Here is a 17,852-nt window from a genome sequence, read left to right as displayed (position 1 = left end):
GCCGCGGTGGCTCAGGAAAGCCCTGCCAGGGCGCACCGGTTGTTCCGGCACGCCCGTTGGGTTTCATTGGGCCTCGCGGTCGAGCAACTGCCGCTTGCGTTCCACGCCCCAGCGATAGCCGGACAGGTCACCATCGCTGCGCACCACGCGATGGCAGGGAATCGCCACCGCCAGGCTGTTCGCCCCGCAGGCCTGGGCCACGGCACGGAATGACTTCGGCGCGCCGATCATTTTCGCGATCTCGGCATAACTGGCCGTGCTGCCCACCGGGATCGTGCGCAAGGCCTGCCAGACCCGCTCCTGGAAGGCCGTTCCGCGCAGGTCCAGGGGCAGGTCGAGGCCGATCGCCGGCGCCTCGACGAACCCCACCACCTTGGCCACCAATTGTTCGAACCCGGCATCGCCACCGATGAATTCGGCCTTGGGGAACTTGTCCTGCAGGTCCCTGGCCAACACCTGCGGATCATCGCCCAGCAGGATCGCGCAGACGCCGCGCGTACTCTGCGCCACCAGGATCGCCCCGAGGGAGCACTGGGCGATGGCAAAGCGGATTTCGCTGTTGCTGCCGCCGGCACGGTAGTCGGAGGGCTTCATGCCCAGTACCGCATCGCTGGCCTCGTAGAAACGACTGCTGGCGTTGAAGCCGGCATCGTACAGTGCCTGCGTGACCGAGCCGGCGCGGGCCAGTTGCGTGCGCAGCTTGCCGGCACGGTGGGCGGCGGCATAGGCCTTGGGTGTCAGGCCGGTGTGGGCCTTGAATACCCGGTGGAAGTGAAACGGGCTCAGCCCCAGTTGTTCGGCCAGGGGGTTGAGTGAGGGTGTGCTGTCCGACGCCTCGATCAACTGGCAGGCACGGGTCACCAGCGCCACCTGCTGCTGGTGAGTGCTGGTCTGGTCGGCCGCGGCTCGACGACTGGGTCGATAACCGGCGGCCTCGGCCAGTTCGGCGTTGTCGAAGAACTCGACATTCTCCGGGCGTGGCCGGCGGGCACTGCTGCTGGGACGGCAGTACACGCCGGTGGTCCTGACGCCATAGACGAAGTCGCCGTCGGCGCTGGCATCGCGGTTCAGCACCGCCTGCCAGCGTGGATCGTTTTCCACGCTGCTGGCCTGGCGGGAAGTGGCCTGGGTCGAAGTGTTCATGCTGTTCTCCTGTCGGACTAGCCGGTTTCGCTCAGTCTGCGGCCGTGGCGAAAACGGCAAACTCCGAGTCTTGCGGTTGAATTCTACCGTTTGCCGGCGGCTTGTCAGGTCGCGTCGTGAAAGATGATGCCCAGGGTGTGCCGGCGCCCCGTGTGCACGCGGCTGACACCATGGCGCATGTTGACCCGGTAGCAGCCGCGGGCGCCTTCCACCGGCCTTTGGGACACCGCGAAGATCAGTGCGTCGCCCTGTCGAAGGGCGGCCACCTGGGGGCGACTCTGCATGCGCGGGCGCTGCTCGGTCAGGACGAATTCACCGCCGGTGAAGTCTTGCCCCGGCCTGGACAGCAGAATGGCGACCTGCAGGGGAAACACCTGTTCGCCGTACAGATCCTGATGCAGGCAGTTGTAGTCGCCGGCGCCGTACTGCAGCAGCAAGGGTGTCGGTCGCTGTTGACCGGCGGCATGACAGCGCTGCAGCAGTCCCTGGTGGGTGATCGGATAGACATCGTCGCGTTGCAGGCGGCGGTTCCAGTCGTTGGCGATCAACGCCAGGGGCGGATAGAGCGCCGTACGCAGTTGCTGGACCAGAGGCGGCAGCGGATAGCTGAAATACTGGTATTCACCCTGGCCGAAACCGTGCCGGGCCATGACCACCCGTGAGCGAAAGGGGGCTTTCTGCGAGTACAGGGTGGCCAGCTCGTGGCATTGCTCGGGATTGAGCAGGCCGGGGAGCAGGGCATTGCCTTGCCGGTCGAGGTCATGGCTGATCGCTTGCCAGTCGAGTGCGTGTGTTAGGGTGTGCATGGTGTGAGGGCCTTGAAGAGTGTCCAGGCCTGCAGTCTGCGTCGCCCCCCTCACTCGCGACACTCCGACTCTTGCGCTTGAATTACCTTGGCGGGGCTGTGTTTCTTCTGCGCGCTCCCCTAGGATGCTGGCTTTACCCTGTCAGGATTTCTCGTCCATGTCCGCTGTCCACCGCCTTGCCGTGCCGTTGTCCAAAGCCTATCGTCTGCTCAACCACGGCCCGACCGTGCTGGTCAGCGCGGCACACGACGGGCAGCGCAATATCATGGCCGCCGCCTGGGCCATGCCGCTGGACTTCGAGCCGCCGAAGGTGGCGGTGGTGCTCGACAAGTCGACCTGGACCCGACGCCTGCTCGAGGCCTCGGGCACCTTCGTGCTGAACGTGCCCTGCGTCGCCCAGGCTAATGTCGCGCAAACCGTCGGCACCACCTCCGGCCTGGAGCTGAGCAAGAGCCACGGCCGTGACAAGTTCGACGCCTACGGCCTGGAAACCTTCAAGGGCGAGCGACTCGATGCGCCGTTGGTGGAGGGCTGTGTCGCCTGGCTCGAATGCCGCCTGTTGCCCGAGCCGCACAACCAGGAGCAGTACGACCTGTTCCTTGGCGAGGTGATTGCCGCCCAGGCCGACTCACGGGTGTTCAGTGACGGGCGTTGGCATTTCGAGGGGCATGACAGCCTGCGCACCTTGCACCACGTCGCCGGTGGGCATTTCCTCACGATCGGCGACGCCGTGGACGGGCAGGTGCTGCAGCTGTGAATCAGCGCCGCTAGTGGCCTGCGTGGTTCAAGGTCTTTGTGCCTGGCCGAAACGTTCGCGATACACCGACGGGGGCAAGCCCACCCGGTTGCGAAAGGCGACCCGGAACGTCTCGACGCAGCGGTAGCCGCATTGTTCGGCAATACGCTCGCTGCTTTCGTGGCCACTCTCCAGCAACTCGCGCGCCCTGGCCAGGCGTTCGTGCTGCAGCCAGGCCTTGGGCGTGGTGCCGACCGGGCTGCCGGTTGAACAGCACTCGGCCATCCGCTGCGACTGCTGAGCACGGCCGGTCCTGCCGCTGGCATGGCAGGACCGGTTTGTCCCCCAACCGCGCTATACCGCGGGCCCTGAACGGGTGTTAGTCTTGGGACAAGTCGTTTTCAGGGAGCCCACATGGGCAATCACAAGAGTGGGATTCGTCGCAGTAACGTCGAGAAGATTCTCCTCGCAGCGGAGAAGGTCTTTGCCGAGAAGGGCTTTGGTGGCACGGCCATGGCCGATATTGCCGAAGAAGTGCAACTGCCGCGTTCCAACCTGCACTATTACTTCAGCACCAAGAGCGAACTGTACAGCGCGGTGTTGCTCGACCTGCTGGAGGTGTGGAAGCAGGATGCGCTGTGCTTCGAGATGTTCGACGATCCGCGCGTGGTATTGAGCAGCTATATCCGCGCCAAGATGAATCATTCGCGTAGCCGGCCCTACGGCTCCAAGGTCTGGGCCAATGAAATCATCCACGGTGCGCCGACCCTGGGCGAGACCCTGGACCTGAGCCTCTATGACTGGGCCAAGATGAAGGAGGCCAAGATTCGCCAGTGGGTCGAGGATGGCCGCATCCTGCCGGTAGAGCCGTCGAGCCTGCTCTACATGATCTGGGCCTCGACCCAGCACTATGCCGACTTCAGCCACCAGGTGACGATTCTCAACGAACACCAGCCGCTGTCGGACATGCAGTTCGAAAGGGCCGTACAGACAGTGACCCAGGTGATCCTGCGAGGAATCGGGCTGGAGCCCTGATTCCTGCGATTTCCACAAGATATCGAGACACTGCCCCGTCCCGTGGGAGCCGGCTTGCTGGCGATAGCGGACTATCAGCCAGCACGGGGGCGGCCGGCAGATTGCTATCGCCAGCATGCCGGCGCCTACAGGGCGAGGCGGTGTTTGCTGGTCAGGAGGCCACTCGATAGGGGTTGCGCGGATCGTGGTTCCAGTCCAGGAACGGCTTGCCGGTCGCCTGGGGCACCATCTCGATGCAGTTCTCCACCGGGCAGGTGATCTGGCACAGGTTGCAGCCCACGCATTCCGCGTCGATCACCTCATAGCCATGGGTGCCATCGGCCTTGCGCAGACTGGCGATGGCCTGGTGCGAGGTGTCCTCGCAGGCGATATGGCAGCGACCGCAGCCGATACAGGCGTCCTGATCGATCCGGGCGATCACCTGATAGTTGATGTCCAGGTACTTCCAGTCCGTGGTGTTGCCCACCGCCTTGCCGGAGAAATCCTGCAGGCTGGTGTAGCCGTGACTGTCCATCCAGCGTGACAAACCGTCCTTCATCTCGTCGACGATCCGAAAACCGTGCAGCATCGCCGCCGTGCACACCTGCACCGCGCCACAGCCGAGCGCGACGAATTCGGCGGCGTCACGCCAGCTGCCGATACCGCCGATGCCGCAGATTGGCAGGCCTCGGGTCTGCGGGTCGCGGGCGATTTCGGCGACCATGTTCAGGGCAATCGGCTTGACCGCCGAACCACAGTAACCACCGTGGGTGCTCTGGCTGCCGACCATGGGCAGGGCGACCATGCGTTCCAGGTCGATGCTGGTGATGGAGTTGATGGTGTTGATCAGCGACACCGCATCGGCGCCACCACGATGGGCGGCACGGGCGGACAGGCGGATATCGGTGATGTTCGGCGTCAGCTTGACGATCACCGGCAGCGAGCAATAGGTCTTGCACCAGCGGGTGACCATTTCCACATACTCCGGCACCTGGCCCACCGCCGCCCCCATGCCACGCTCCGGCATGCCATGCGGGCAGCCGAAGTTCAGCTCGATGCCATCGGCCCCGGTGGCCTCCACCAGCGGCAGGATGCGTTTCCACGATTGCTCCTCGCAGGGCACCATCAGCGAGACGATCAGCGCCCGGTCCGGCCAGTCCTTCTTGACCTGGGTGATCTCGCGCAGGTTGATCTCCAGCGAGCGGTCGGTGATCAGTTCGATGTTGTTGATGCCCATGACCTCGCGGTTGGGCCCGAAGTGCGCCGAGTAGCGCGACGACACGTTGACCGCCGCCGGATCCTCGCCGAGGGTTTTCCAGACCACGCCACCCCAGCCGGCCTCGAAGGCCCGGACCACGTTGTAGGCCTTGTCGGTAGGCGGTGCGGAGGCCAGCCAGAACGGGTTGGGGGCCTTGATACCGGCGAAGACAATCGAAAGATCGGCCATTTATGCAGCCTCCACATTGAGCATGAGTTGGGTGTGAATGGCCTCGGCGGCCAGCTTGCCGTGCTGCACGGCCTGCACCGTCAGGTCCTGGCCCAGGCTGGTGCAATCGCCGCCGGCGTACACGCCGGGCACGCTGGTGCGCAGTTGCTCGTCAACCAGGAGGCGATCGCCCTGGCGTTGCAGTTGGCGGGCCAGCGGGTCGTCCAGGGCGCTGTCATCGAAGGTCTGCCCGATCGCCTTGAAGATGGCATCGGCTGCCAGTTCGAAGGTTTCCCCGGTGCGCTGCAGCCGTCCGTTTTCCAGGTGGGTGCGGGCGAAGCGCATGCCGCGAACCTGGCCTTGCTCATCGAGCAGTACCGTGTCCGGTTGGGCCCAGGTCAGCAGGCGGACCTGGTTGGCCTTGGCGATTTCCTGCTCATGGACGGTGGCGCCCATGTCCTCCAGGCCCCGGCGGTACACCAGGTTGACGTCCTGGGCACCGAGGCGGGCCATCTGCACCGCCATGTCGATGGCGGTATTGCCGGCGCCGAGGACGATGCAGCGGTTGGCCAGCGGCAGTTGGCTGAGGTCTTCGGCCTGGCGCAGCTCGCTGATGTACTCGGTGGCCGACAGCAGTCCCGGTGCCTCTTCGTCAGCCAGGCCCAACCGACGGCTGGCGGCCAGCCCCAGGCCGAGGAACACCGCATCGAACTGTTGGTGCAGCTCGCTCAATGTCAGGTTGCTGCCCAGTTTCTGCCCGTGGCGGATATCGATGCCGCCGATCTGCAGCAGGAACTCCAGTTCGTGCTGGGCGAAGTCGTCCACCAGCTTGTACTTGGCGATCCCGTATTCATTGAGGCCGCCGGCTTTTTCCCGGGCCTCGAAAATCACCACGTCATGGCCGTGCATCGCCAACCGGTGGGCACAGGACAGTCCCGCAGGACCTGCGCCGACCACGGCGATGCGTTTGCCGGTGCTGGCTGCGCGCTGGAATGGGTGGCTGCTGAAGTGCGCGTTGTCGATGGCAAAGCGTTGCAGCAGGCCGATCAGCACCGGCGCGCATTCGTGGCTGTTGTTCCGCACGCAGGCCTGCTGGCAGAGAATCTCGGTGGGGCAGACCCGCGCGCAACTGCCGCCCAGGATATTGGCCGACAGGATCTTCTGGGCGGCACCCTGTACGTTGTCCTGGTGGATGTTGCGGATGAACGACGGGATGTCGATATCGCTGGGACAGGCGTTGACGCACGGCGCATCGTAGCAGTACAGGCAACGCGAGGCCTCCAGGTGGGCCTGGCGTGCGTTGAGAGGTGGGGCCAGGTCGCTGAAATGGGCGGCGAGGGCGGCCGGGGATTCACTGGGACGGGGGAGGTGGCTCAGGGTCTTGATCACGGTGAAGGCCTCACGATTTTTATGGGCTGCCTCTGTGGGCATTGGTTTTATTCTCGGGTTGGTCATACGGGCTCTGTTCGCGGCGTCCCACCAAGCCCTGCTCCGACAAAGGCCGTGTCGAATTCGGGTCATGTGAACGACACAAATCTGTAGGAGCAGGGCTTGCCCGCGAAGAGGCCCTTACTGACTCCGCTGCACTCAGCGCTCGACCGCAACCGGCCGCTGCGCCTCGGCCCGCTTGCTCAGCAGATCGAACACCGCCGGGTACGCCGGCCGCTCGACATAGCGCCCGGCCCCGCGCTCGGCACGCAGGTCGCCATCGGCCCAGACCAGCTGGCCCTGGCTGATGGTGTGGCTGGGAATGCCGCGCACGGTCTTGCCTTCGAAGATGTTGAAGTCGACCTGCTGGTGGTGGGTCTTGGCCGAGATGGTGCGGGTGCCCTGGGGATCCCAGAGCACCAGGTCGGCATCGGCGCCGACACGGATCGCTCCTTTGCGGGGGAACAGGTTGAAGATCTTGGCGGTGTTGGTCGACGTCAGGGCGACGAAGTCCTGCATCGACAGCCGGCCGCTGTTGACACCCTCATCCCAGAGCACCGCCATGCGGTCCTCGATGCCGGCGGTGCCGTTGGGAATCTTGCTGAAGTCATCGCGTCCGGCAGCCTTCTGTTCGGCGCAGAAGCAGCAGTGGTCGGTCGCGGTGGTGTGCAGGTTGCCCGACTGCAGGCCATGCCACAGCGCCTCCTGGTGCCCACGTGGACGGAACGGCGGGCTCATCACGTAGCCGGCGGCGGTCTGCCAGTCCGGATGGCGGTACACGCTGTCATCGAGCAACAGGTGCCCGGCCAGGACTTCGCCATACACCGGCTGGCCCTTGCCGCGGGCGTAGGTGATCTCGTCGAGCGCTTCACGGGTGGAGACATGTACCAGGTACAGCGGCGTACCCAGGGTTTCGGCAATGCGGATGGCCCGGCTGGCGGCTTCACCTTCGACCTGTGACGGCCGCGACAGCGGATGGGCCTCCGGGCCGCGGATGCCCTGGGCCAGCAGCTTGCGTTGCAGGTGATAGACCAGCTCGCCGTTCTCGGCGTGCACGGTGGGGACCGCCCCGAGTTCCAGGCAACGTTCGAAGCTGGCGACCAGGGTGTCATCGGCCGCCATGATCGCGTTCTTGTAGGCCATGAAGTGCTTGAAGCTGTTGATGCCATGGTGCTTGACCAGCTCGGCCATTTCCTCGCGGACCTGCTCGCTCCACCAGGTGATCGCGACGTGAAAGCCGTAGTCGCTGGCGGACTTCTCGGCCCAGCCGCGCCATTGGTGAAAGGCCTCCAGCAATGACTGCTGCGGGTTGGGGATGACGAAGTCGATGATCGAGGTGGTGCCGCCGGCCAGGCCGGCCGCCGTGCCACTGAAGAAGTCTTCGCTGGCGACCGTGCCCATGAAGGGCAACTGCATGTGGGTGTGGGGGTCGATGCCGCCAGGCATCAGGTATTGCCCGCTGCCATCGATGACCTGGCAGCCGGCTGGAACGTCCAGTTGTTGTCCGATGGCTTGGATCAAGCCCTCGGCACAGAGCACATCGGCTGGGAAACTTTCTTCATGGGTGACCACGGTGGCACCACGGATCAACACAGACATACCGAATTCCTCGCAGGCTTGACCGGTTCTGGCCGGCTCTAGATTTTTACGGGAAGCGTGCCGAGAGGAAGTTTCAATCCTGTCAGCGGTGTCAGGAATGAAATCTAGATGCTGATCATGAAATGAGCAAGATTATTTTTTATAAGCTTATAGTTGTTTTAACTATTTGAAATTTAAAGGAATAAAACTCAAATCACCAAAATGGTGAGGCCTCTCACCATTTTGACGCGCTTGACAAGATTGAAAACTAGGCGAGATTTTACATGGCAAATCAGCTGCTTGAGCGGTGGCCGGGCAGTGATGAACATCGATTGAAAAAAGTTTGCTGCACCAGTTTGAGTCCTGATGTTTCGCCGGCCTGCTCTGCATTCGGCCTGAGTGTAGAAAGACAAGTGCCTGAGGGGTCGCTGGAAAAATAGATAAAGCTGATTGAAGTCAGCCAGTTGCAACTGTTTTGCGGATCAGTCGAACCGGTTTCTCGTGGAACCCGGCACGGATGTTGAGTGCCGTCGAGCACCGGCTGGCAGATCCGTCGATGTCGTGTTGTGTGCAGGCAAGTTTTGCCCAGAACCTCCGGCCATCTTCCGGTGCGTGGTGCTGTCCGCCAGCCGGCCTGATGAGCGAATAATCAGAACAACAGTGGAGCGGCCAATGCAACAGAACAGATCGCAAGTGACCGAGCGTGATGGCTTGTACGAGCTGCAAGCCGGCAACGATGTCCTCGACAGTCCCCGTTACAACCACGATATCGCACCGACCCAGGTTCGCGAGCGCACCTGGAACAAGTGGCACATCACTGCGCTGTGGGTCGGCATGTCCATCTGCGTGCCGACCTACACCCTGGGCGGCGTGCTCACTGCCTACTTCGGCTTGACGGTGGGCGAAGCGCTGCTGGCGATCCTGTTGGCCAACATCGTGGTATTGATCCCTCTGACCCTCAACGCCTTCGCCGGCACGAAATACGGCATTCCATTCCCGGTGCTGCTGCGACCGTCCTTCGGCATCCTCGGCTCCAACGTGCCGTGCCTGATCCGGGCCCTGGTAGCCTGTGGCTGGTTCGGTATCCAGACGCTGTTCGGCGGACTGGCGATCCACCTGTTCCTCGGTTCGATCTTCTCCGGCTGGAAGGCCCTCGGGGGGACCGGCGAGGTGATCGGCTTCCTGATCTTCTGGTCGCTGAACCTGTGGGTGGTGCTGCGCGGGGCAGAGTCGATCAAGCGCCTGGAAACCCTCTCGGCGCCGTTGCTGGTGCTGGTTGGCCTGGGTCTGCTGACCTGGGCCTTGCCACACATCTCGCTGACTGAACTGCTGGCCCAGCCGCCCAAGCGACCCGAAGGGGCAAGTGTCTACGGCTACTTCTTCGCCGGGCTGACCGCGATGGTCGGGTTCTGGGCCACCTTGTCGCTGAACATTCCCGACTTCAGCCGTTACGCCCGCAGCCAGAAGGACCAGATTCTCGGGCAGATCTTCGGCCTTCCGCTGACCATGTTCCTGTTTGCCTCCCTGGGCGTGGTGATGACCGCCGCCTCGGCGTCGCTGGTGGGGCAGACGGTGTCCGACCCGGTCAGCCTGATCGGGCATATCCAAAGCCCGGTGTGGGTCGCCCTTGCCATGGCGCTGATCATCATCGCCACGCTGTCGACCAACACGGCTGCGAACATCGTCTCGCCGACCAACGACTTCCAGAACATCGCGCCCAAGCTGATCGATCGCACCACCGCCGTGCTGCTGACCGGTGTAGTGGGGCTGTTGCTGATGGGCCATGAGTTGCTCAAGAAACTCGGCTGGCTGGTCTCGGACGTGAGCCTGGAAACCGTGTACTCCAACTGGCTGCTGGGCTACTCCAGCCTGCTCGGACCGATCGCCGGGATCATGGTGGTGGACTACTTCGTGATCCGCCAGCAGCGCCTGGACCTGCCCGGGCTGTACCGCGACGACGTGTACCCGGCCTGGAACTGGAACGGCTTCATCGCCTTCGGCCTGCCGGTGGTGCTGACCCTGATGTCCCTGGGCAGCAGCGCTTTCAGCTGGTTCTACGACTATGGCTGGTTCACCGGCTCGGCGCTGGGTGGCGTGCTGTATTACGGATTGTGCCGACTGGGCAGTGGCAAGACGGTGGTGGCGGCCAAGCCTTCGGTATGAGGGGGCAGTGGCCGCGCTGTGTCAGGCCGAGCGTCTGTGCGGGTTTTGCGACCGCTTTGCGGTCGAGCGGGGGCGAGCGCCCTCGCCACCGGGGCAGCGCGCGGTCCGTCATGGCGAGCTGAGCGAACAACAAGGAACTGACTGAGGAGATCATCATGAACGCATTGAGCAATGTTCTGCAGTCCGACCATCAGCACGTCAACAGCGAGCGGCTATGGCAGTCACTCATGGAGTTGGCCAGGCTGGGAGCCACGGTCAAGGGCGGCGTCTGTCGCCTGGCCCTGACCGACCTCGACCGCCAGGCCCGCGACACCTTCGTACGCTGGTGCGAGGAGGCCGGTTGCAGCGTGAGCATCGACGCCATCGGCAACATCTTCGCCCGCCGTCCCGGCCGCAATCCCGACTTACCGCCGGTGATGACCGGCAGCCATATCGACACCCAGCCCACTGGCGGCAAGTTCGATGGCTGTTTCGGCGTGCTGGCTGGTGTCGAGGTGCTGCGTACCCTCAATGACCTGGGTATCGAAACCGAGGCGCCGCTGGAAGTGGTGGTCTGGACCAACGAAGAGGGCTCGCGTTTTCCCCCCTGCATGATGGGCTCTGGCGTGTTCGCGGAAAAATTCACGCTGGAGGACACCCTGGCCAAGACCGATGCCGAGGGCATCACTGTCGGCCATGCACTCAATGCCATCGGCTACGCCGGCCCGCGCCCGGTCAGCGGTCATGCGGTGGGTGCCTATTTCGAGGCGCACATCGAACAGGGGCCGATCCTCGAGGACGAGCGCAAGACCATTGGCGTCGTGCTCGGGGCACTGGGGCAGAAGTGGTTCGACCTCAAGCTCAAGGGCGTCGAGGCCCACGCCGGCCCGACGCCGATGCACCTGCGCAAGGACGCCCTGGTCGGCGCAGCGGCGGTGGTGGCGGCGGTCAACCGTGCAGCCCTTGGTCACCAGCCGCATGCCTGCGGCACGGTCGGTTGCCTGCAGGCCTATCCGGGGTCGCGCAACGTGATCCCTGGCGAGGTGCGCATGACCCTGGATTTCCGGCACCTGGAGCCTGCGCGCCTGGATTCGATGATTGCCGAAGTGAAGCAGGTGATCGACAGCACTTGCGAAGAACACGGCCTGAGTTTCGAGCTGACCCCGACTGCGGACTTTCCGCCGCTGTACTTCGACCAGGGGTGCGTCGAGGCGGTGCGTGACGCTGCGGCGGGGTTGGGCCTGTCCCACATGGACATCGTCAGCGGCGCGGGGCATGACGCGATCTTCCTCGCCGAACTGGGTCCGGCCGGGATGATCTTCGTGCCCTGCGAAGGTGGCATCAGCCACAACGAAATCGAAAACGCCGATCCCAAGGACTTGGCGGCCGGCTGTGCGGTACTGCTGCGGGCGATGCTGGCGGCTTCCGAAGCGGTAGCCAAGCGCAGGCTGGCGGCCTGAAGGCACAACGCGGCCTGTCCCTTGTGAGAGCCGGCAAGCCAGCTCCCACAGGTACATCCTCCCCGATCGTTCCCACGCTCTGCGTGGGAACGCAGCCTGTGACGCTCTGCGTCGCCAGGGCGGACGCATAGCTCCGGGGAACGATCGGTCGCTTCGATATCAGCCCTGGCCCTGCGGACTCCAGCCACCCCCCAACGCCACCATCAAGCCGACACTGGCCTGCAACTGCCGGGTCTGCAGCGCCTGCAACTGGCGTTGCGCCTGCAGGGCGGCGGTCTGTGCGGTCACCACATCCAGGTAGTTCACGGCACCAGCCTGGTAGCTGTTCATCGCCAGGGTCTGGGTGTGCTGTGCGGCATTGACCGCAGCCTGCTCATCACGGGCCTCCTGTTGCAGGTCACGCAGTTGCGCCAGGTTGTCCTCGACCTCCCGCACCGCCCGCAACACGTGACTGCGGTATTGGGCAGAGGCTTGCTCGAACTCGGCCTTGGCCTGTTTCTCCTGAGCGCTGATGCGACCGCCATCGAAGATCGGCAGGTTGACCAGCGGCCCCAGCGCCCAGTAGCGGTTACCCGCCGACAGCAGGTTGCCGACGCCCTGGGTCTGGCCACCGACCAGGCCGGTCAGGCTGAAGTCGGGGTACCACGCGGCCTTGGCCACGCCGATCCCGGCATTGGCGGCAAATACCCGCCGTTCGGCAGCAGCGATGTCCGCCCGGCGTTGCAGCAGGTTGCTCGGCAAGGCGCCTGGTACCGGCGGGATCGACAGGATCTGGGGCGTCGGTGCCAGCTGGAAGTCGCTCGCCGGTTCACCAATCAGTTCGGCGATCGCATGTTCGGCGAGGTTGCGTTGGCCACGCACTTCGTCCAGTTGCGCTTCGGCTTCGGCCAACTGGCTCTGGGCACGGGTCAGGTCGAGTTCCGAGGCGATCTTGCCTTCGTAGCGGTCACGGGTCAGTTGCAGCGCCTGGCTGTAGTCGTCCAGCGAGCTGGAGAGGATCCTGCTCTGGGCATCCAGGCCGTTGAGCTGGATGTACAGGCTTGCCAGTTGCTGTTGCAGGCTCAGCCGGGCCACCGCCAGGTCGTCGCCCGAGGCCTGGACCTGGGCGTCGCCGGCCGCGACCTGGTTGCGGATGCGGCCCCACAGGTCGAGGTCGAAGTTCAGCGCGAAACCGGCAGTGTTGCTGTTGTACGCCGAAGGCTGGGTGCTGCCGCGCAGCGGGCGGTTGTCCGATTGGCGCTGGCGTTCGGGCTGCGCGCTGGCTGTGATCTGCGGGAACAGTCCGGCATGCAGTTGGCTGGCGTAGGCCTGGGCACCATCATAGTGGGCCAGCGCCGCGGCGAGATCCGGGTTGGCCTTGAGCAGGCGTTGCTGCAGGTCGTTCAGGTGCTCGTCCTGGAACAGCAGCCACCACTGGGTGGACAACGCGTTGCCCGGGTTGGCCAGGTGCCAGGGGCCATCGCTGGTCTGTTCGCGATACCGGGCCGGCAGGTCGATCTGCGGGACCTTGTAGGTCGGGGCCAGCGAGCAGCCCTGCAGCCCGGCGACCAGGAGCAGGCAGGCAGCGAGTTTAAGCTTTGCGGGCATGCTGTTCTCCGGCATCGGCGAGTTTCACCAGGTCACCTTCGCGCAGGGCGTCCGGCGGGTTGTCGATCACGGTGTCGGCAGGCTTCAGACCCTGGTCGATGACCAGGCGTTCACCCAGGTCCAGCCCGATATGGATATCACGCAGGTGTACATGTTTCTGCGCGTCCAGCACCGCCACCTGGGTACCCTTGGCCCGGAAGATCAGCGCGCTGGCGGGAATGCTCACACCATGGGTATCGGCCGGTACCGGGATCGTCGCTTCGGCGTAGTCGCCGGGCAGCAGCGCGTTGTCCGGGTTGTCGGCGACGAACTGCGCCAGCAGGGTGCCAGAGCGTGCGTCGACCGCGGTGGAGTTGCCCACCAGGCGGGCACTGAAGGTCTTGCCGGGGTGTTCCGGTACGCTCAACTGCACCTGAAGGCCCGGCCGGATGACGCTGGCGTAGTTCTGCGGGACCGGCACATAGAGGCGCAGCTGATGGGTATCGGCGATATCGAACAGTTCCGGATCGCTGTCACTGTCGGCCTTGACCAACTGGCCGATGTCGGTATTGCGGGCAGTGATGGTGCCGCTGAACGGCGCACGGATGGTCTTGTAGGCTTCCAGCGCCGACAGCCGCGCGAAGTCGGCCTCGGCCGCCTGGGCATTGGCTTGCGCCGCCGCCGCGTTGGAGCTCTTTTCATCGGCCTCCTGCTGTGAGACCGAATGGGTGTTCACCAGGTTCTTCCAGCGGGTCGCGGTGGTCTGCGCCAGGCGCGCGTTGGCCTGCTCCTGCAGCATGTGGGCGTGGGCCTGGGCGACCTGCTGGTCGAGGTCCGGGCTGTCGATCTGCGCCAGCACCTGGCCGGCCTGGACCTGGCTGCCGATATCGCTTTTCCAGTCCTTGAGGTAGCCACTGACCCGCGCATGGATCGGTGCCTTGCTCCAGGCTTCGAGGCGAGCGGGCAGGCGCAGGGTGTCGCCGGCGGCGTTCTGCGTCGGTTGGAACACGCTGACCATCGGCACCGCGGCGGCTTCGGTCCAGGCGGTGACGTCGCGTTCGTGGCGGGTTCGCGCGGCAATCCCGTTGGCCACCAGCAGCGCTGCCAGGGTCAGGCCGCCGACGCCCATGTAGAGCAGGCGTTTGCCCGAGGGTTTGCGATCAGTCATGAGTCATTTCTCCAGCTACGGCGCGAGTGGGTTGTTGACGACCATGCACCAGGCTGAACACCACGGGGACGAACAGCAGGGTGGCAGTGGTCGCCAGGATCAGACCGCCGATCACGGCGCGTCCGAGGGGGGCGTTCTGTTCCTGGGAGATGGCCAGCGGCAGCATGCCGATGATCATCGCCAGGGCGGTCATGCAGACCGGACGGAAGCGGGTGTAGCCGGCCTCCAGGGCAGCCTTGAGGGCATCGCCGTGTTCGGCCAGGCGTTCGCGGCAGAAGCTCACCACCAGGATCGAGTTGGCGGTGGCCACGCCCATGCACAGGATGGCGCCGGTCAGGGCCGGTACCGACAGCGAGGTACCGCTGAGGAACAGCATCCAGACGATCCCGGCCAGGGCCGCGGGCAGGGCGGTGATGATCACGAACGGGTCGATCCAGGACTGGAAGTTGACCACGATCAGCAGATAGATCAGCACTACCGCGCCGAGCAGGCCGAAGCTCAGGCCGCTGAAGGCTTCATGCAGGGCGTCGATCTGGCCGTGCAGGCTGACCACCGCACCCTTGGGCCGCAGCGAGGCCGCCTCGTCGAGGATTTTCTGTACGTCATGGGCCACCGCACCCAGGTCGCGGCCCTGGACGTTGGCATAGATGTCCAGGGTCGGCTGGATGTTGTAGTGCGTCACTACGGCCGGACTGGGCACCCGGTTGATGGTCGCCAGGCCGCCGAGGATCTGCGACTGGCCATTGCTGCCGGTCACCGGCAGGGCTTCCAGCGATGGCAGGCTGTCGAGGCGGTATTGCGGGGTCGCCGCGACCACGCCATAGGACACGCCGTTGGCCGGGTTGAGCCAGAAGGTCGGGGCCACCTGCGAGCTGCCGGCCAGTGAGGCGACCATGCTGTTGGTGACGTCACGCTCGGTGATACCCAGGCCCTTGGCCCGCATCCGGTCGACGTTCACCTGCAGCGACGGATAGCCCTCGGACTGCTGGATGCGCAGGTCGGCGATGCCCGGTACATGCTGCAGGCGACGCTGCAGCTCCACGGCGAACTTGCGGTTCTCCTCGGCACTGCGTCCGGAGATCTTCACGTCCAATGGGGCCGGGGAGCCGAAGTTGAGGATCTGGCTGCTGATGTCGGCCGGCAGGAAGGCGAAGTGGCTGCCAGGGAAACTTTCCGGCAGCGCGCTACGCAGTTGCTTCACGTAGTCGGCCGTTGGCTTGTGGCCCGGTTTGAGCGTTACCTGGATATCGCCGTCCTGTGGTCCGATGGTGCCGCTGGCGCTGTAGGCCATGTCGATACCGCTCAGCGGGATGCCGATGTTGTCGACGATGTTGTTCAGCTCCTCGGGCGGAATGATCTCGCGAATGCGTGCCTCGATACGGTCGAAGGCCGCGGCGCTTTCCTCGATCCGCGAGCCCAGTGGCAGGCGCACATGCATGGCCAGGGCGCCGGCGTCGGTGGCCGGGAAGAAGTCCTCGCCCAGGCTTGGCAGCAGGGCGAAGGACGCCAGCACGCAGCCAAGGAAACCGAGCAGGAAGCGTCGACGGCAGCCCAGGGCGAGGGTCAGCAGGCCATGGTAGGTGTCGCGTACCGCAGAGAAACCGCGCTCGAAGCCTTGCTGGAAGTTCAGCAGCCCTTGTAGCAGCGCATTGCGTTGGCGGCCGTGCTGGTCGCCTTCGTGGTGGTTGATGAAGTCGTCTTCGGGATGGTGCCCGGCACCGCCTTCGAGAACGTGCGGCTTGAGCAGGAACATCGCCAGGGTCGGCACCAGGGTCCGCGAGAGGATGAACGAGCTGGCCATGGCGAAGATCACCGCCAGGGCCATCGGCCGGAACAGATAGCCGGCGATGCCCTGCAGCATGAACATCGGGACGAACACGATGCAGATGCACAGCAGCGAGACGAAGGCCGGGCCGACGATCTGTTTGGCACCGTCGAGAATCGCTGTCTTCACCGCCTTGCCCTGTTCCAGGTGCCAGTTGATGTTCTCGATCGTCACCGTCGCATCGTCCACCAGGATCCCCACCGCCAGCGCCAGCCCGCCAAGGGTCATCACGTTGAGGGTCTGGCCGGTGGCGGCCAGCAGGGCGATGGCCGAGAGCACCGCCAGCGGGATCGACGCGGCGATGATCAGGGTCGAGCGCCAGCTGCCGAGGAACAGCAGGATCATCGCGCTGGTCAACAGGGCGGCAATGATGCCTTCACGGGCCACGCTGCCCACCGACTCCTTCACGAACACCGAGGCATCGCCCAGCAGCGAGGTCTTGAGCTCTGGCGGCAGGGTCTCGTTGATCAGCGGCAGCATGCTGCGGATGCCATCGACGATCGACAGGGTGGAGATATTGCCGTTCTTCATCGCCGGCATCAGCACCGCACGCCGGCCGTCGACCCGCACGATGTTGGTCTGTGGCGGCGAGCCGTCACGCACGTGGGCCACCTGGCCGATGGTGATCAGCGCACCGTCGACGGTCTTGATCGGCAGGTCGTTGAGTTCATCGATCACCTTCGGGCTGTTGTTGAGCAGCACGGTGTATTCGTAGGGGCCGAGTTTGGCGGTACCCACCGGGATGATCTGGTTCTGCGCCGCCAGGGCGTTACCCACGTCCTGTGCCGACAGCCCCTTGGCGGCCAGTGCCTGGGGATCGAGGTCAAGGGTGATCTGGCGCTGCTTGCCACCCATCGGGGTCGGCAGGGCCAGCCCGGGCACGGCGGTCAGTGGCAGGCGGATGTTGTTCTGCACCAGGTCGCGGATCCTGGCTTCCGACAGCGTGGGACTGGAGAACGCCATCTGCAGGATCGGCACTGTCGAGGCGTTGTAGTTGAGGATCAGTGGCGGGGTGATACCGGGCGGCATCTGTTTCAGTACGGTCTGCGAAACCGCCGTCACCTGGGCGTTGGCGGTACGGATATCGACGCCCGGCTGGAAGAAGATCTTGACGATGCCCATGCCGGGCAACGATTGCGACTCGATGTGTTCGATGTCGTTGACCGTGGTACTCAGCGAGCGCTCGTAGGTGTAGATCACTCGGCCGGCCATGTCGTCGGGCGACAGGCCGTTGTATTGCCAGACCACCGCAACCACCGGGATGCCGATATCGGGAAACACGTCAGTGGGCGTACGCAGGGCCGCGAGCGGCCCGATGATGCAGATGAAAATCGCCAACACGATGAACGTGTACGGCTTGAGCAGTGCGGTCTTTACCAGCCCTAGCATGCCTTGGACCTCCGGAGAGTGGAATTGCAAACCCCGGCAGTCTTGCCGCTGGAACTTAACGTTTGGCTTTCACCAACATGAAGGATCTTTTAGATAAGAACTGAAATTCCCTTCATTTCCATTCATTTGTCTAAACCGCTCTGCCTCGCCACTCTTGATGTCGATTTGACG

12 protein-coding genes and 1 pseudogene are annotated in these 17,852 nt (G+C 64.4%); 4 read left to right on the top strand and 9 right to left on the bottom strand.

Annotation, left to right across the window (positions count from 1 at the left end):
* Positions 1-63: 63 nt before the first annotated feature.
* Both ada and HU752_RS18505 read right to left on the bottom strand, forming a co-directional pair.
* Entirely contained in the window at positions 64-1,143 is a 1,080-nt protein-coding gene (ada, locus tag HU752_RS18510) for a bifunctional DNA-binding transcriptional regulator/O6-methylguanine-DNA methyltransferase Ada (protein WP_186683465.1), read from the bottom strand.
* Between the two features lie 104 nt (positions 1,144-1,247).
* A complete protein-coding gene (locus HU752_RS18505; protein WP_186683466.1) occupies positions 1,248-1,949 on the bottom strand; it encodes a 2OG-Fe(II) oxygenase in 702 nt (233 codons plus the stop codon).
* Positions 1,950-2,106: 157 nt separating this feature from the next.
* Here HU752_RS18505 and HU752_RS18500 point away from each other — a divergent pair, with 157 nt between their 5' ends.
* Complete coding sequence (locus tag HU752_RS18500) at positions 2,107-2,706, top strand: flavin reductase family protein (protein WP_186683467.1); 600 nt, start codon at positions 2,107-2,109, stop codon at positions 2,704-2,706.
* 27 nt (positions 2,707-2,733) lie between these two features.
* Here the strand turns inward: HU752_RS18500 and HU752_RS18495 are convergent.
* Positions 2,734-2,937: pseudogene (locus tag HU752_RS18495) on the bottom strand (helix-turn-helix domain-containing protein); the annotation flags it as partial.
* Positions 2,938-3,099: 162 nt separating this feature from the next.
* Here HU752_RS18495 and HU752_RS18490 point away from each other — a divergent pair.
* Positions 3,100-3,720: a TetR/AcrR family transcriptional regulator gene (locus HU752_RS18490; protein ID WP_186683468.1), complete on the top strand. Its 621-nt coding sequence runs from the start codon at positions 3,100-3,102 to the stop codon at positions 3,718-3,720.
* 151 nt (positions 3,721-3,871) lie between these two features.
* On the opposite strand, the gene preA is transcribed toward HU752_RS18490, so the two are convergent.
* The 3 genes from preA to hydA form a co-directional block, all read right to left on the bottom strand.
* Positions 3,872-5,146 (bottom strand): NAD-dependent dihydropyrimidine dehydrogenase subunit PreA, encoded by a 1,275-nt coding sequence (gene preA / locus HU752_RS18485; protein ID WP_186683469.1) that lies wholly within the window; start codon positions 5,144-5,146, stop codon positions 3,872-3,874.
* Entirely contained in the window at positions 5,147-6,514 is a 1,368-nt protein-coding gene (locus HU752_RS18480) for an NAD(P)-dependent oxidoreductase (protein ID WP_186683470.1), read from the bottom strand. It abuts the gene before it with no gap.
* A gap of 198 nt (positions 6,515-6,712) precedes the next feature.
* The gene (hydA, locus tag HU752_RS18475; protein WP_186683471.1) at positions 6,713-8,152 is read right to left on the bottom strand and encodes a dihydropyrimidinase; all 1,440 of its coding nucleotides are present in this window, start codon (positions 8,150-8,152) and stop codon (positions 6,713-6,715) included.
* Positions 8,153-8,803: 651 nt separating this feature from the next.
* Between hydA and HU752_RS18470 the strand changes: the two genes are divergently transcribed.
* A complete protein-coding gene (locus HU752_RS18470; RefSeq protein WP_186683472.1) occupies positions 8,804-10,294 on the top strand; it encodes an NCS1 family nucleobase:cation symporter-1 in 1,491 nt (496 codons plus the stop codon).
* Between the two features lie 155 nt (positions 10,295-10,449).
* Positions 10,450-11,733, top strand: coding sequence for a Zn-dependent hydrolase (locus HU752_RS18465; protein WP_186683473.1), 1,284 nt, complete (start codon positions 10,450-10,452; stop codon positions 11,731-11,733).
* A gap of 159 nt (positions 11,734-11,892) precedes the next feature.
* Here HU752_RS18465 and HU752_RS18460 read toward each other — a convergent pair whose 3' ends face one another.
* The 3 genes from HU752_RS18460 to HU752_RS18450 are packed head-to-tail and all read right to left on the bottom strand — an operon-like array spanning position 11,893 to position 17,681.
* Complete coding sequence (locus tag HU752_RS18460; RefSeq protein WP_186683474.1) at positions 11,893-13,320, bottom strand: efflux transporter outer membrane subunit; 1,428 nt, start codon at positions 13,318-13,320, stop codon at positions 11,893-11,895.
* Positions 13,304-14,467, bottom strand: coding sequence for an efflux RND transporter periplasmic adaptor subunit (locus HU752_RS18455; RefSeq protein WP_186683475.1), 1,164 nt, complete (start codon positions 14,465-14,467; stop codon positions 13,304-13,306). The genes HU752_RS18460 and HU752_RS18455 overlap by 17 nt, the downstream gene beginning before the upstream one ends.
* Positions 14,460-17,681, bottom strand: coding sequence for an efflux RND transporter permease subunit (locus HU752_RS18450; protein WP_186683476.1), 3,222 nt, complete (start codon positions 17,679-17,681; stop codon positions 14,460-14,462). Before HU752_RS18450 ends, HU752_RS18455 begins: the two co-directional genes overlap by 8 nt.
* Between the last annotated feature and the right edge of the window lie 171 nt (positions 17,682-17,852).

It is taken from the genome of Pseudomonas vanderleydeniana (assembly GCF_014268755.2).
Lineage (GTDB): Bacteria > Pseudomonadota > Gammaproteobacteria > Pseudomonadales > Pseudomonadaceae > Aquipseudomonas > Aquipseudomonas vanderleydeniana.
Note: the sequence above shows the minus strand (reverse complement) of the source record. Positions and strands in the feature narration are given on the sequence as shown.